Below are 15340 nucleotides of genomic sequence, written 5' to 3' on the forward strand. Positions count from 1 at the left end.
AAGTAAGGGCAGACTATGTTCCAGATTGGAAAAACCATTGTATCCGAAGAGATTTTGGAGAACGATTTTGTATGCAACCTAACCGCATGCAAAGGTGCTTGTTGTGTAGGAGGAGAATACGGGGCGCCATTGGAAGATGCTGAAACCGATAAATTGGTGGACATCTACCATAAGGTGAAACCGTTTTTGCGTCCTGAAGGTATTGCTGCCATTGAAGAACAGGGTGCTTTTGTAAAAGGTGAAGATGGAGAATGGGAAACTCCTTTGGTGGACAACAATGAATGTGCTTATGTGATCTTTTCCGATAAGGGCATTGCCAAATGCGGTCTCGAAGCTGCCTACGAAGCGGGAGCTACCAAGTGGAAAAAACCTCTTTCTTGCTATTTATACCCTGTTCGCACACGGGAGTACAGCGAATTCACCGCGGTGAACTACCACAAATGGGAAATATGCGACCCTGCCTGTACGTTGGGGGCAGAACTAAAGGTGCCGATATACAAATTTGTAAAGGATGCCTTGATCAAAAAGTTTGGCAAAAAGTGGTATAGCGAACTGGAAGAGGTCGCGGCAGCAAGCGCTAAATCGTAGGGATGTCCAATACCACTTTGGTTCCGTTGGGATCCCCGTTCTCATCGAACAGGTCCAAAATATCCACATCAAATTTGTTCTGGTAGTCCTTGGCAAAATTGGCCAAGCGTTCCTTGGTGATGCGAATTCCAAGTGATTTGCGTTTCAATACCCGATTTTCCTTGTTTACCTCGGCCATGGTGCGCCCAATGCCATTGTCCACAATCTCTATGGAAACATGGCCCTTGTCCTTGTGTTTTACGTTGATCTGGATTTTTTTATCCCCTTCTTTTGGTGATAATCCGTGCCAGAGGGAGTTTTCCAAAAAGGGTTGCAGGGTGAGCGAAGGTATTTTGATGTTGTCGATATTGATATCTTCCTCTACCTCAATTTTAAAATCGATTTCATTGGAAAAGCGTATGTTTTCAATGTTCATATAAAGTTCCATGGTCTCCAATTCTTCCGACAATGGGATTTCCTTTTGTGAAGATGCCTCCAGAATCTTACGGACGAGTTTTGAAAACTTGTTTAGGTAGTGAACAGCGTTTTTCTGTTCGTTGTTAATGATGTACAGCTTAATGGAATTCAACGAATTGAACAAAAAGTGTGGATTCATTTGGCTGCGCAGCATTTGCTGCTCCAAAGTGAGCACCCTTTTTTCGTTTTTGCTCTGGTATTGACGGTAAAGAATATAAAGGATGGACGAAATCAGTCCTACAATCAACGCACTGACCAAAAGCGTTGTCTGGTTTTTTTTAAGTCGTAACCGCACAATTTCATTCTCTTTGGCCAACACCGCGATCTGGTTGTTCTTTTTCTCATTTTCGTACCGAACGATGATGTCGTTCATGTACCGTAGATTCGTAGCACTTGAAATCTGCTTTTCGGATTCGGATGCCTTTTTGTAGAACTCATATGCCATTTTGAAATCGCCCCTGGTTTGTTCTAAAAACGTCATTTTTTCGTATCCATAGAGGATATTGGTGGGAATATTTCGGTTTTGCGCCATTTTTAATCCCTCTTGGATAAAATCTTCTGCCACTTTGTAGTTAGCCAGTTTGGTATGGGCCCATCCTGTGTTGATGTAGACCAAGGAAGTAATGGAAAAGTCTCCAATTTTTTTGGCTTCTTCCTGCAAGGGTTCCAAGAGTACCAGGGCCAGATAGGGCATGTCCTGCTTCAAGTAGATTTGGGCCAAACTATTCTTGCAAATGACACGGCCGATATCCGAATCGATTTCCTCGTTATAGGCCAAGGACTTTCTGTAGTTTTCCAGTGCACCCTCCAAATCACCTTTTTCTTCCAAGCAATGTCCGATGTTCTGGTGATTGATGGCCAAGCCCAACTTATTGTTCAGCTCCTCTTCCAGTTTTAGGGCCCTTTTAAACTGCATAATGGCCAAATCGTACTGTTCCAAGGTTTGGTACAGGTTTCCGATTCCGTTCAGGGCCACATTGATACTGCGCTTGATGTGGTTGGATGGGTTCTCCACTCCTTCTGCTAACTCGAGGGCTTTTTGGTTGTAGTCCAAAGCGGTTTTAATGGCATCCGTGCGTCTATAGACCACCCCGAGCATATTAAGGCTCAAAATCTTAAAGTCGGTACTATTACCCTCTTCTGCCGCCTCCAGTGCCTGTTCATGTAGGTTGACAGACTTTTCGTATTGGGAAAAGTTGCGGTATTTCATGCCCAATTGATTCAGCGCATAGGATTGTCCCACTGGATAATCGTTCGCAGCACTCAAGTCGGCAAAATATCGCAGAAGGGTGGTGTCCTTTTTTTCTTCATAAAGCTCTTGATCTAGTACTTCATAAGTTTTTGGTTGTAACTGAACAAGGGTTTCCGCTTTTTCCTGAAATACTTCTGGAATTTCTTGGGCTTCCAATCCCCTTAGAACCAAGAAAAAAAGGAAAGCCGTAACCGCCGACCTTTGTGCTCGATACAGGTTTTCGATGGGATGGAACTTTGATGTGGGCACGGGAATACGGGTATTAGAGCATATCCAAAAAGTCGGATTTTTTTTGCCGGGATACTGGGATTTTATGGTTGGATTCCAAGACTACGTAGCCGTCCGTTTTTAGGAACTCCTTTATTTTATTAAGATTGATGATGTATGAATTGTGTATGCGGAAGAAACAATTTTCGGGAAGCAGGGAATTGACCTCCTTTAATTTTTTGGTGAGTAGGATCTTTTGGCCGTCCGTCAAAAAAATGGTACTGTAGTTACCGTCGGATTCTGCATAAAGAATATCGTCGCTGTGCAGGAAAACGAGCTTACCGTCGGTGTTGATGGTAATTTTTTTGCTCTGTGATTCTGAATTGAAGTTGAGCAATATTTTCTCCAATCGTTCTACCGTCAGGTTTTTGGCGTTGTATTTTTTGATTTTGGCCAGGGTTACTTCAAGATCATCGGAATCTATGGGTTTTAAAAGATAGTCGATGGCCTCGTTCTTCAGGGCCTGTAGCGCATATTGATTGTAAGCTGTGGTGATGACAACTGGAAAATCCTTGTTCTTTAGATTCTTGATGAACTGAAAACCGTCCATGGAGGGCATTTCGATATCGAGGAACAAACAATCGGGCGTGTTCTGTTCCAAATAGTTCAAGGCTTCGCGGGCATCTGTAAAGGATGCAATAATATCCACCTCATCGCTCAAATTGGTCAGCTCCCAACTCAAACTCTGAAGGGCCTTGATTTCATCATCAACGATTACGGCTTCTATCATAAAACTATATACCTAAATTCAAATTTAGAATTATTCTTCACATAGTGCTAAAATTATGTGTTAATGGATCAGCAGCACGTATAACTGGTATAAAAATCAAAATCAAGGGAAAAAGCCGCATTTTTTAAGAGTATCAAAATCAAAAAACAAGAAAAGGATTACAAACGGCGAAAAAATGGCAAAACCAATTATACATAAAATGATGCAATTTATACATAGAACCCCTATTGCATATTTGTTGTTAATTATCTTCGGCCTGACTAATAAACCAATAGATACTGGAGCCATGCGAAAATGCATTGTTTTGTTCTTGATTTTTGTTGTAGCCTTGATCTTTGCCTCGGTGGCAGAAAAGAAAGAGACTAAATGGAATGAGGATTGGAAGGAAATGGTCGTGAAGAAATAGCTTAGGCTCCAAATGTTCTTTAAAATTTTGTATTACCAAAAAATTGTACGGCCACAGCAACCAATCATCTGATTGTATAAACCGCTTGCACAATTCATCTTTGATCAGGGTGTGATTCGGATTTGATTTTAGGTTTCGGGGGAACTACCTAGAACGAAAAGAATCTTTTAAACCAGGATTGAAGAGGCCGTACTCTTTGGTGATATATGGCTTTGGCCGGTTCATCATAAAAGTTTGACCAAGTAGGGATGTTAATTCCCTTCTTGGTCTTTTTTGTTTTATGTGGTTCTATTCCCGTTAGTCAACTCGATTTCTTGCTTTCCTCTAGATGTCAACATTTTATGTTAAAAACTTTGTCGTTGTTTCTGGCGTAGCCACTTTAGAATTTGACCGTATTTTTCAATCTTTGTCCACGCAAACCAAGGCCTTCGTTTTCCATTAAAAATGGATGGAAAAAAAGAAAAAGTTAACTGGGACGGTTAAGAATTTTGTTGCAGTGATGCCTATTTTTACCACCAGTTTTAGTGCTGGATTACAGTACGTGTGATAGTGTTTATTGATTTAATACCTCGGACAAGTTCACCCCACAATAGAACATTCCGGGGTATTTTTGTTACTGTGGATAACTAAAAAAGCCCCCAAAACTGGAGGCTTTTCTGATTCGAGTGCTTTGCGATTTACAAAGACCAAGCTTTTCCGCCTGTCAATGTCTGCAGATCGCCGCAAGGGATGTACTCCCCTGGTATGGGTGCATAGGCCAGCACCTCTTCACCAATATATTCCGAGGATTTATAGGCCCAAGTGGCCAAGCCCCTTAAATCGTTGGCAAAGGAGAAGCGGACAACCTCGTCATCCAGAACACCTTCGCCGCCTTCCATAATAGCCTCCATATAATTCATGATGGCTTCAGAGTGGGCTTCCTCTTCCTCTTTCGTCCTTTTTCTCAAGTACGTTTTTAAGGCGGGTTCTATGTCTGCTGGTTCTATGTTCATCAAAGTTTCTTTACCAGAATCGGCAAGAACCTTATCATAGAAATTGTTCATTTGCATCATTACAAACTCCCGCTGTTCCAAAGGCATCACCTCATCCAAATACGCGTCAATGAACACATGTACGTTCATCTCGGTGGCAGAGGGGGTATCCGTTTTTGGCAGAATTACGTCCAAGGTCTGTGCCAAGGCGTAACCGTGTTCTTTGCTAAGGAAGCTTGGTGTCCATTCAGCAAATGCCGGCTTGTCCTTACAGCTCTGTAAAAGCGAGAGCAGGGTTGGGGTGGCTACGGCATATCCGAAAGCCAATCCCATATTTTTGAGTGCTGATCTTCTTTCCATTATATATTTCCTTTTTTAAGTTCTTGGGCGGCGTGGTTGGCTGCCCTTGCCGTAAATGCCATATAGGTCAACGATGGGTTCACGCAACTGGCAGAGGTCATAAATGCACCGTCGGTTACGTATACGTTCTCACATCCATGTACTTGGTTGTTCCCGTTTACCACGGAGGTTTTTGGGTCGCTTCCCATACGGGCCGTTCCCATTTCGTGAATACCAAGACCAAGTGCGTAGGGTGCATCAAAAGGAGTAATATCCTTGGCACCTGCTTTCTCAAGCATCTGTACTGCTTGATCTTGCATGTCCTTACGCATGTTCAGTTCATTTTCCCGGATTTCCGCATCAAAGGTGACCGTAGGCAGTCCCCATTGATCTTTTTTATCGTAATCCAAGGTCATCTTGTTTTCGTGGTAAGGCAGTACCTCACCAAAAGCGTTGATACTAAAGTTCCAACCTCCTGGGGTCAGCATGGCATCTTTATACTCTTTTCCAAAGGACGCCTCGGCGACCAATTCTTCGTAATTTCCTCTACTGGCACCTCCTTGGTAACCGTAACCACGCTTAAAGGAGCTTACATCGGAATCACCGCCCAAGTTTCTAAATCTTGGAATGTAGACACCGTTGGGCTTTCTGCCTTTGTAATATTTGTCCTCGAATCCATCAAACTTACCGGAAGCACCTACTTGGAAGTGGTGGTCCATCAAGTTATGGCCCAGCTCACCGGAATCGTTGCCCAATCCATTGGGGAATCGGTCCGATCTGGATTGCATCAAAATGGAAGTGGATGCAACCGCAGAAGCACAAAGGAATATCACTTTGGCCTTGAACTCGTAGGCTTCTTTGGTTTCTCTATCGATAACTTTTACGCCCGTAGCTTTTTTGGTATTTGGGTCGTAAATGATTTCATGAACAATGGAGTCTGGCCTTAGGGTAAGGTTGCCTGTGCGCTCCGCAACCGGAAGCGTTGAGGAAACACTGCTAAAGTATGCTCCGAATGGACATCCTCTAATACAACGGTTCCTGAATTGGCAACGTACACGGCCATCGCCCTCAAATTGTTTGTCACTATTAATGTGGGCCACCCTTCCTGCGGTAATCACACGACCATTGAAGTGCTCGGCCACTTTGCCGCGCACCAAATCTTCCACACAGTTGAGCTCCATCATCGGCTCAAATTTGCCATCTGGTAATTGTGGCAAGCCCAGATTTTCACCGGAAACTCCAATAAAACTTTCTACTTTATCGTACCAAGGGGCTATATCCTTGTAGCGCACGGGCCAATCCACGGCAATACCTTCATTCTTGTTGGCCGTAAAATCGATATCGCTCCAGCGGTAGCTATGGCGACCCCACATAATGGAACGCCCACCTACATGGTAGCCACGCATCCAATCGAATCGCTTTACTTCGTTATACGGGTGGTCCAAATCGTTTACGAACCAATGTTTGGACGCAGCAGATGTGGTATACCCAGTTCTGGATTGTTTCTCCTGCTTCTTAATGTCTTCTCGGGTTGCCTGTCCTGCATGGGGAAAATCCCAAGGGTCTTTGTTGGCCGTTGGGTAATCGTCGCGGTGCTTCACCATGGGCCCACGCTCCAAGACCAAGGTCTTGAGACCGTTTTCGCACAATTCTTTGGCAGCCCAACCTCCACTGATGCCCGTTCCTACCACGATGGCATCATAGGATTCCTGCTCTTGATTGTAATAAAATTTACTCATTTATTCGGATTGTTTATTTGCTAAATGTATTAATTATTAAATTAATTTTCTACATTTAAACCCTATGTTTATTGAGAATTCAGCACTATAACGTTATAGTTTTTGGGTTCTCGAAGAAATTAACCAACGTAAAAATATGAACAAAAGTAGTTTAGCACAGAAAAGTATCGTCACGTTGATCGCAGTGGCTTTTTTGGGATTTTATTCCTGTAAACAGAATCCAAAGAAGGAAACGGCCGATGAAACCGCCACCGAAGAAGTGGCTGCCGAAGAGTCAAAACCAGATATTAAACTTTCCTTGGCCCAATGGTCGATGCACAAAATGATATTTGAGGAGGGCGTAGATCCTTACAGCTTTGCCGAGAAAGCCAGCGAGTGGGGTTTTGAAGGTCTTGAATATGTGAGCGGCCTGTACTACAAAGAACTTGAAGCGGCCGATTTTTCGGAAGAGGCCATGAACAACTGGGTAGAAAAAAGCAAAGCCGAAAGCGAAAAGTACGGATTAAAGAATTTGTTGATCATGGTCGATGGCCAAGGTGATATTGCCGTGCCGGACGAAGCAGATAGGTCAAAGGCTGTGGAAAACCATTACAAATGGGTAGATGCTGCCGCTGCATTGGGCTGTCACTCCATACGTGTTAACCTCAATGGAAGCATGGAGCCCGAAGTATGGATGCCAGCATCCGTTGCCGGACTTACCCAATTGGCCACCTATGCCAAGGACAAAAACATCAACATAATTGTAGAAAACCACGGCGGACCATCATCCAATGCGCAATTGTTGGCGGAAGTGATGGAAAAAGTAGGTATGGACAACTGCGGTACCTTGCCCGATTTTGGGAACTTCTGCATCAAAAGGGAAGCTGGCGACTACTATTCGTCCAAATGTTTGGAAGAATATGACCGCTACAAAGGAACCAAAGAGCTGATGCCTTATGCCAAAGGGGTAAGCGCCAAATCTTACAGTTTTGATGAGCAAGGAAATGAAACAAGGGTAGATTACCCAAGAATTATGGAGATAGTGCTCGATTCTGGATACGAAGGTTTTGTGGGAGTTGAGTACGAAGGCTCCGAATTGAGCGAAGAGGAAGGCATTTTGGCCACCAAAAGACTCTTGGAAAGAATATTGGAGTAATCCGACCAAAGATGAATGGGTAGATGAAGGGATTTTTTCAACAGCTCTTCGATTACAATTATTATTGTAACAAAAAAATGATTGATCAATGCAGTGGTTCGGACAAGGTTCCGGACAACTGCATTAGACTTTTTAGTCACATACTCAATGCCCATCATATTTGGAATCAAAGAATTTTAGGGAATACGTCTGATTATGGGGTCTGGGACCTGCACATGTTAGAACGGTGGGAAGATATCCATTACGATAACCAACGTACCACCTTTGAAATTCTTTCCGGTACGGATGACTTGGAAAATCGGGTGGAATACACCAATAGTGCAGGAAAGGTATTTACCAACGAAGTGAAGGACATACTTTTTCATATCATCAATCATTCAACCCACCACCGGGGACAAATGATGAGGACCTTTCGCGATGAAGGTCTCACACCCGAACCTTTGGATTACATTTTTTACAAAAGATAGAAACCACTAACGCATAGTTTACATGAATAGTAAGATCAAACTCCAGCTCTCCTTTATGATGTTCCTCGAATTTTTTATCTGGGGAGGTTGGTTTGTTACCTTAGGAATATATCTGCCGAATACCTTGGGCGCCAGCGGCAGTGAAACGGCCCTTGCGTACTCTAGCCAATCGTGGGGAGCCATTATTGCCCCGTTCATCATCGGATTAATCGCAGATAGGTACTTTAACGCAGAGCGCATTTTGGGTGTACTCCATTTAATAGGGGCCTTCCTTATGTACCAAATGGCATCGGCCGACGATATTTCCATATTTGTGCCCTATGTTTTTGGTTATATGATTGCCTACATGCCCACATTGGCCTTGGTCAACTCGGTTTCGTTCAACCAAATGAAGGACCCGTCCAAAGAGTTTGCCTTTATCCGTGTGTTCGGTACCATTGGTTGGATCATCGCCGGTTTGGTCTTTATTAGTTTGATATTTCAATGGGATTCACCTGAAAATATAGCCAACGGAGCACTTAGGAATACCTTTATCATGACAGCCATTGCGTCGGGTATTTTGGGAGTGTTCAGTTTTACCCTTCCAAAGACACCTCCAAAGGTGGACAAAGAAGAGAAAGTGTCCATTTCGGAAATATTGGGTCTCGATGCATTGAAACTTCTAAACGATAGGAACTATTTGATTTTCTTCATAGCCTCCGTTTTGATATGTATCCCGCTTGGGTTCTACTATCAGCATGCGGGTCAATATCTAGGGGAGATCGGAGCCTCCATCAATCTGGCAGGCTCGGAAATAGGACCCGCCGGAATGATGACCATAGGGCAGATATCCGAGGTCCTGTTCATGCTGTTATTGCCCTTTTTCTTTAAAAAATTCGGATTTAAAAAAACCATTTTGGTGGGAATGATCGCTTGGCTTGTTCGATATGTACTGTTCGCCTACGGGAACACAGGTGAGTTGGTATTTATGCTCATTATCGGGATTGCCTTGCACGGTATCTGTTATGACTTTTTCTTTGTGTCCGGTCAAATTTATACCGATACCAAAGCAGGTGAAAAATATAAAAGTGCCGCACAAGGATTGATTACCCTGGCCACATATGGTGTGGGGATGCTTATCGGATTCTGGGTGGCAGGTCAAATTGTGGATACCTATCAACTGCCCGATAATACCCACGATTGGGTAAGCGTATGGAGATTCCCAGCTATCTTTGCCCTTGCGGTCGGAATCCTTTTTGCCGTACTTTTCAAAAATGAAAAAGTAGAATATAAATCTTAGGTACAACCAAAACCAACTAACTCAAACATGAAAAATGTAAACAAGAACCAGCTTTTTATAGCGGCCTGTATTTCACTAGTCGTTACATCCATGACCTTTGCCATTCGGGCCGGTATTTTGACCCAGCTGGGGGAAGAATTTGAACTTTCCAACCAGCAATTGGGTTGGATCAACAGTATGGCCTTTTTTGGATTTCCAATTGCCATGATCTTCGGAGGTCTGCTCTATAATAAGGTTGGAGCCCGCAAACTGATGGTGGCCGCCTTTGTATGCCATTTATTGGGCTTGGTGCTCACTATTGTGGCCGGAGGTTTCTGGACACTTATTATTTCAACCTTCTTTATTGGTTTTGCCAATGGTTCTGTGGAAGCTGCCTGTAACCCTATGATAGCTGACATGTACACCAAAAACCGTACGGCGATGCTCAACAAATTCCACGTTTGGTTCCCTGGAGGTATCGTGATCGGTTCCTTGATCTCCAAGTTCATGACCGATTTTGGAATGGGCTGGCAATTGCAGATCGGGGTGATGTTGATTCCTACGTTCATTTACGGTTATATGTTCTTTAAACAACAATTTCCTGAAAGTGAACATATCGAAACAGATACTACAAAAAACATCAAAGGTCTTGCCGATCCCTTGTTCATCTTTATCCTGATTTGTATGACCCTTACGGCCATATCCGAATTTGGGCCACAGCAATGGGTGGAGCGTATCCTTGGAAACTCGGGGGCAAGCCCCATGTTGGTGCTTGCCATGGTAACGGGCATTATGGCCATTGGCCGATATTTTGCTGGGCCCATTGTGCATCGCATCAACCCCATTGGTGTATTGCTTATGTCTGCCGTAGTGACTACCGCCGCGGTATATAGTATGAGCATTGCGGAAGGATCCATGATCTATTTGGCCGCCATTTTATTTGCTTTGGGAGTTTGTTATTTTTGGCCTACCATGATCGGGTTTACCTCCGAATATCTGCCCAAAACAGGTGCTTTGGGAATGTCGCTGGTAGGTGGAGCAGGCATGTTCGCCACCTCCATTTGGCAACCAGTGATCGGGGGCTGGCTGGACACAGCAAAAAATGAGGCATTGGCCTCTGGTTTGGCCGATCAAGTGGCCGAACTTACCGCCGGAAAGGCGACCTTGGGGAAAATGATGTTTTTCCCGCTCGCGGTAGCCGTACTGTTCTTCATTTTATTCCTTTTACGAAAAAAGCTTGAAGAGCGAAGAGTGCCACAAGGACATGCAACGGAAGAAATTGTTTAATAAATATAAAGATTAGAAAATGCCGAAAAAGATTAGACTTGGAATTCTTGGAGGAGGAGGGGATTCTCTTATCGGGGTGCTGCACAGGGTCGCATCCTTCATCAATGACAACTACGAAATTGTGGGAGCGGTCTTCAATCCAGATCACGAGGACAGCATCGCCTTTGCCAAGGAGATAGACATCCCTACCAACCGTATCTATAAAGATTTTGATACGCTGGTCGAAGAGGAAATGAAGTTGCCGGCAGATGAGCGTATTCAGGTATGCTCCATCCTTACACCCAACTTCCTTCATTTTCCTATGGCAAAGAAGCTGTTGGACCACGGGTTTCATGTCATTTGTGAAAAACCGATGACCACCACCTACGAAGAAGCCAAAATTTTACGGGATACCCTTAAAAAGGTCGGTACCGTATTCGCGGTGACCCATACCTATACCGGTTATCCTATGGTGCGCCAAATGAGGGAGATGATCAAGGAAGGTGTTATCGGAAAAGTGCACAAAGTCGATGCCCAATATTATCAGGGTTGGATGAACCCCATTATCCACGATAAGGAAAAAAGAGGCAGTGTATGGAGGCTGGATCCCAAAAAAGCAGGTATCAGTTCCTGTATGGGAGACATTGGGGTACATGCCTTTAACCTGATCGAGTTCACTACTGGGTTGCAAGTGCAATCGCTTTTGTGTGACTTCAATTATGTTTATGATGACAATGTGATGGATATGGACGGAACGGCCCTTATCCGTTTGGACAAGAATGTAAAAGGCGTCATTCGGGCGAGTCAAGTGGCCACTGGTGAAGAAAATAATCTTACTATTGCCATTTACGGTCAAAAAGGAGGCTTGAAATGGGAACAGGAAAACCCAAACTATTTGTACAAGCTGAACGACCCCGAGCCATTACAGGTATATAAACCGGGACATCAATACAACTCAGCACTGTCACTGGATGGCACTAAACTACCACCGGGACACCCCGAAGGTATTTTTGATGCCATGGCCAATATTTATCTTGGCGTGGCAAAGGCCATTCGTGGCGAAGAATACAATAGTGGCGAATTCCCTACCATGACGGACGGGGTTAGAGGCCTTAATTTTATTGAGAATACTGTGGCCTCCCACAAACAAGGAAATATTTGGGTAGACATGGATTGATTTCCGTTTACCTGAGCAATATGGCTGTTTGAAAAAAGAGTAGTAAACCTGAAAAAAGTTGAGGTTGAAGAACTTGTTTCAGGCAGCCATTACTTTTTAAAGAGCATTTCAAACTGTTCGAAAACGACGATCATACTCTCTTTGGGAGTCTTGTCGAATTGGGCTAGCTCGCGCGTAAAGTTGTCCCAATGCACTTTTTTCCAGTGTTCGAGGCTTTTATCGCCAACACCTTCCAAACGCGCATGTTCCTCTCTTACACTAAAGTACGGGAGCAGTTTAACAGCAGTGGTGCGAATCACGCACTTGGCCTTTCCTTCCCAATCGGTCACCACGGCAAAATCTCCGATTTTGGGGAGTGGTTTCCCTTTTAATTGTAAAACTTGTAAGGAATGGGACGTTGCTCTTTTGGTCTCTTTACAGACCAAATCGGCACATTGGTTGGCATCTTTCTCGTTGTCGCCAAAGTGAATGACTTTCGGGGCATCCTCGGAGGCAAATTCCAAATGGGCATCCAAAAAATCGCCCCACAGATTTCGGGCAGAAGCATTATCCATAAGTAGTGTTTAAAAAAAAATGGTTAGCTGTTTTAATTGTTAACGAATTCCTATCTTTAGGTCTTAACCACATGAGACGTAAAAATAGCATAGTTTTTTTCTTAAATATAGAAGATAAATCCCAATTTGTTTGGGGTTATCGAATCCCTTAAAATTAATTTCAATGAAAACAATCAAAGGACCAGCAGTGTTCTTAGCGCAGTTCGTGGACAGTCAACCTCCGTTCAATACCTTGGACGGCATGTGTAAATGGGCCTCCGATTTAGGCTATAAAGGCATTCAGATTCCCACATGGGAATCGTTCCTCATAGATTTGGACAAGGCTGCCGAAAGTCAGGATTATTGCGATGAACTCAAAGGCAAGATCAATTCCTATGGATTGGAAATCACCGAGCTATCCACCCATTTGCAAGGGCAATTGGTTGCCGTTCATCCAGCATACGATATCATGTTCGATAATTTTGCTCCCAAGGAACTGCACGGAAGGCCCAAGGAACGTACCAAATGGGCCGTGGAAACCGTAAAAAAAGCAGCTACCGCCAGCCGAAGACTGGGGCTCAAGGCACACGCCACCTTTTCAGGTTCTTTGCTCTGGCACACCGCACACCCATGGCCACAGCGTCCAGCAGGCTTGGTAGAAATGGGATTTGAGGAATTGGCCAAAAGATGGATGCCCATTTTGGACCATTTTGATAAAGAAGGCGTGGATGTTTGCTACGAAATACATCCCGGCGAAGATCTTCACGATGGCGATACGTTTGAACGATTTTTGGAAGCGACTGGCAATCACAAGAGGGTTAATATTTTATACGACCCAAGCCACTTTGTGTTGCAGCAATTGGATTATATCGCCTATATCGACCACTATCATGAGTTCATCAAATCCTTTCACGTAAAAGATTCCGAGTTTAACCCAACTGGCAAGAAAGGTGCCTTTGGCGGTTACAATGATTGGGGGGATAGAGCAGGAAGGTACCGTTCTTTAGGTGATGGGCAGATTGACTTTAAGACCATTTTTTCCAAACTGACGCAATATGGTTGCGATGTATGGGCCGTAATGGAGTGGGAATGCTGTATCAAGAGTCCGGAACAAGGTGCTCGCGAAGGCGCTAAATTTATTCAAGATCATATCATAGAAGCCACAACCAAAACCTTTGATGATTTCGCGGGAGCGGACATCGATAAAGAAAAACTGAAAAACATACTGGGATTATGAAAAAACTATTGCTGTTCGTAGCCCTTGCCATTGCTGTTGCATGCAAGGATAAACCAAAGGAAAACAAAGAAGAAGTACAGGAAGAAATGACCGAGACCGTTGAAGAAAAAGAGTCAGAGTGGACCACACTTTTCGATGGTGAAAGCTTTGATGGCTGGCACATGTACAACGGGGGAGCCGTAACAGAACCTTGGAAATTGGAGGATGGTGCCATGGTGTTTTATCCACCCGAAGAAAGGCCCGAAGGCACTAGTTACAACCTCGTTAGCGACCAAGAGTTTACCGACTTTGTGCTGACCTTGGACTGGAAGATTGCCGAAGGGGGAAACAGTGGTATTTTTTGGGCCGTAAAAGAGGACGAAAAATACGGTCAACCTTATCTCACCGGACCCGAAATACAGGTGTTGGACAACGAACGCCATCCCGATGCGAAAAATGGTGATGATCGTTTAGCCGGAGCCCTTTATGATATGGTTTCACCGTCAAAAGATGTAACGAATCCTGCTGGTGAATGGAATTCCGTGGAATTGATGATCAACCACAAGACCAATGAAGGACACGTAGTACTTAACGGGACCAAAATAGTGGAATTTCCCGTGCAAGGACCTGGGTGGGATGAATTGATTGCGAATTCAAAATTTGCCGATTGGGAAGATTTCGCCGCCTTCACTACAGGCAAGATTGGACTGCAGGACCATGGGGATATGGTCGCTTTTAGAAACATAAAAATTAAGGAGTTATAAGATGATGAAAACACGAAATCTTTTAATGTTATTGGCCCTATTTGTTTTCGGATGGACCACAGCGCAAGAAAAGGAACCCACCACACCAGAGGAAACCGAAATATACGAACCTGTTCCTCCCAAGGTCACCCCAGGTGAAAATGGAGCCCCTCCAAGCGATGCCATTGTACTGTTTGATGGTACTTCCTTGGATAATTGGCTCAGTTCCGTAGACAGCACGGCGGCAAAATGGATATTGAACGATGATGGAAGCATGACGGTGAAGGACCGCACAGGCGATATCCAGACCAAGCAAAATTTTGGGAGTGTACAGTTGCACATCGAATGGAAATCCCCGGCCGAAGTTCAGCGTGATGGCCAAAATAGAGGCAATAGCGGGGTGTTTTTGAACAACTTGTATGAAGTACAGGTGTTGGACAACAACAACAACGACACTTATGTGAACGGGCAGGTGGGATCTATTTACAAGCAACATGTGCCCTTGGCCATGGCTTCGGTACCTTCAGGCGAGTGGAACACCTATGACATCATTTACCATGCTCCCGAATTTGAAAAGGGTCAAAAGGTAAAATCAGGAACCCTTACCGTGATTCATAACGGAGTGTTGATACAGGACCATGTGGAGATCAAGGGTACCACCCCTTACATTGGATGGCCCAAAAACCCACCGCACGGAAAAGGACCTCTGCGTTTGCAGGACCACGGAGACAACAGCAGGGTAAGCTACAGAAATATATGGGTAAGGGAGTTGGACTAGCTCCCTTAGTCCATTTTAG

At 44.2% G+C, this 15340-nt stretch carries 15 protein-coding genes; 10 read left to right on the forward strand and 5 right to left on the reverse strand.

What is annotated here, in order from left to right:
* Positions 1-15: 15 nt before the first annotated feature.
* Positions 16-588, forward strand: coding sequence for a DUF3109 family protein (locus RBB12_RS03405; RefSeq protein WP_179383379.1), 573 nt, complete (start codon positions 16-18; stop codon positions 586-588).
* Here RBB12_RS03405 and RBB12_RS03410 read toward each other — a convergent pair.
* Positions 578-2545, reverse strand: coding sequence for a tetratricopeptide repeat protein (locus RBB12_RS03410; RefSeq protein ID WP_306012802.1), 1968 nt, complete (start codon positions 2543-2545; stop codon positions 578-580). The two genes, RBB12_RS03405 and RBB12_RS03410, sit on opposite strands and share 11 nt — an antisense overlap.
* Before the next feature lie 13 nt (positions 2546-2558).
* A complete protein-coding gene (locus RBB12_RS03415; RefSeq protein ID WP_179383381.1) occupies positions 2559-3293 on the reverse strand; it encodes a LytTR family DNA-binding domain-containing protein in 735 nt (244 codons plus the stop codon).
* Positions 3294-3468: 175 nt separating this feature from the next.
* On the opposite strand from RBB12_RS03415, the gene RBB12_RS03420 reads away from it, so the two are divergent.
* Complete coding sequence (locus RBB12_RS03420) at positions 3469-3699, forward strand: hypothetical protein (protein ID WP_306012803.1); 231 nt, start codon at positions 3469-3471, stop codon at positions 3697-3699.
* Between the two features lie 677 nt (positions 3700-4376).
* Here the strand turns inward: RBB12_RS03420 and RBB12_RS03425 are convergent.
* Together RBB12_RS03425 and RBB12_RS03430 are read right to left on the reverse strand one after the other, a co-directional pair.
* Positions 4377-5030, reverse strand: a complete 654-nt coding sequence (locus RBB12_RS03425) for a gluconate 2-dehydrogenase subunit 3 family protein (protein WP_306012804.1) — start codon at positions 5028-5030, stop codon at positions 4377-4379.
* On the reverse strand, positions 5030-6748 hold the full coding sequence (locus tag RBB12_RS03430; RefSeq protein ID WP_293281695.1) for a GMC oxidoreductase: 1719 nt from the start codon (positions 6746-6748) through the stop codon (positions 5030-5032). Before RBB12_RS03430 ends, RBB12_RS03425 begins: the two co-directional genes overlap by 1 nt.
* Positions 6749-6884: 136 nt before the next feature.
* On the opposite strand from RBB12_RS03430, the gene RBB12_RS03435 reads away from it, so the two are divergent.
* From RBB12_RS03435 to RBB12_RS03455, 5 genes are read left to right on the forward strand one after another with little or no spacing between them, the layout of a single operon-like run.
* On the forward strand, positions 6885-7883 hold the full coding sequence (locus tag RBB12_RS03435) for a sugar phosphate isomerase/epimerase (RefSeq protein ID WP_179383384.1): 999 nt from the start codon (positions 6885-6887) through the stop codon (positions 7881-7883).
* 23 nt (positions 7884-7906) lie between these two features.
* Positions 7907-8350, forward strand: a complete 444-nt coding sequence (locus tag RBB12_RS03440; RefSeq protein WP_306012805.1) for a DinB family protein — start codon at positions 7907-7909, stop codon at positions 8348-8350.
* Between the two features lie 22 nt (positions 8351-8372).
* Positions 8373-9629 (forward strand): MFS transporter, encoded by a 1257-nt coding sequence (locus RBB12_RS03445; protein WP_306012806.1) that lies wholly within the window; start codon positions 8373-8375, stop codon positions 9627-9629.
* 27 nt (positions 9630-9656) lie between these two features.
* Positions 9657-10895, forward strand: a complete 1239-nt coding sequence (locus RBB12_RS03450) for a sugar MFS transporter (RefSeq protein ID WP_179383387.1) — start codon at positions 9657-9659, stop codon at positions 10893-10895.
* Between the two features lie 19 nt (positions 10896-10914).
* Positions 10915-12051 (forward strand): Gfo/Idh/MocA family protein, encoded by a 1137-nt coding sequence (locus tag RBB12_RS03455; protein WP_306012807.1) that lies wholly within the window; start codon positions 10915-10917, stop codon positions 12049-12051.
* A gap of 89 nt (positions 12052-12140) precedes the next feature.
* Here RBB12_RS03455 and RBB12_RS03460 read toward each other — a convergent pair whose 3' ends face one another.
* The gene (locus RBB12_RS03460; RefSeq protein ID WP_306012808.1) at positions 12141-12605 is read right to left on the reverse strand and encodes an ASCH domain-containing protein; all 465 of its coding nucleotides are present in this window, start codon (positions 12603-12605) and stop codon (positions 12141-12143) included.
* 163 nt (positions 12606-12768) lie between these two features.
* On the opposite strand from RBB12_RS03460, the gene RBB12_RS03465 reads away from it, so the two are divergent.
* Genes RBB12_RS03465 through RBB12_RS03475 form a run of 3 tightly spaced genes read left to right on the forward strand, consistent with a single transcriptional unit; the run spans position 12769 to position 15321 of the window.
* On the forward strand, positions 12769-13821 hold the full coding sequence (locus tag RBB12_RS03465; RefSeq protein WP_306012809.1) for a sugar phosphate isomerase/epimerase family protein: 1053 nt from the start codon (positions 12769-12771) through the stop codon (positions 13819-13821).
* A complete protein-coding gene (locus RBB12_RS03470; RefSeq protein WP_306012810.1) occupies positions 13818-14564 on the forward strand; it encodes a DUF1080 domain-containing protein in 747 nt (248 codons plus the stop codon). The genes RBB12_RS03465 and RBB12_RS03470 overlap by 4 nt, the downstream gene beginning before the upstream one ends.
* Positions 14565-14589: 25 nt before the next feature.
* Positions 14590-15321, forward strand: a complete 732-nt coding sequence (locus tag RBB12_RS03475) for a DUF1080 domain-containing protein (RefSeq protein WP_409557898.1) — start codon at positions 14590-14592, stop codon at positions 15319-15321.
* Positions 15322-15340: the final 19 nt, after the last annotated feature.

It is taken from the genome of Allomuricauda sp. MMSF_3307, assembly GCF_030733585.1.
In the GTDB taxonomy this organism is placed as follows: Bacteria; Bacteroidota; Bacteroidia; order Flavobacteriales; family Flavobacteriaceae; genus Flagellimonas.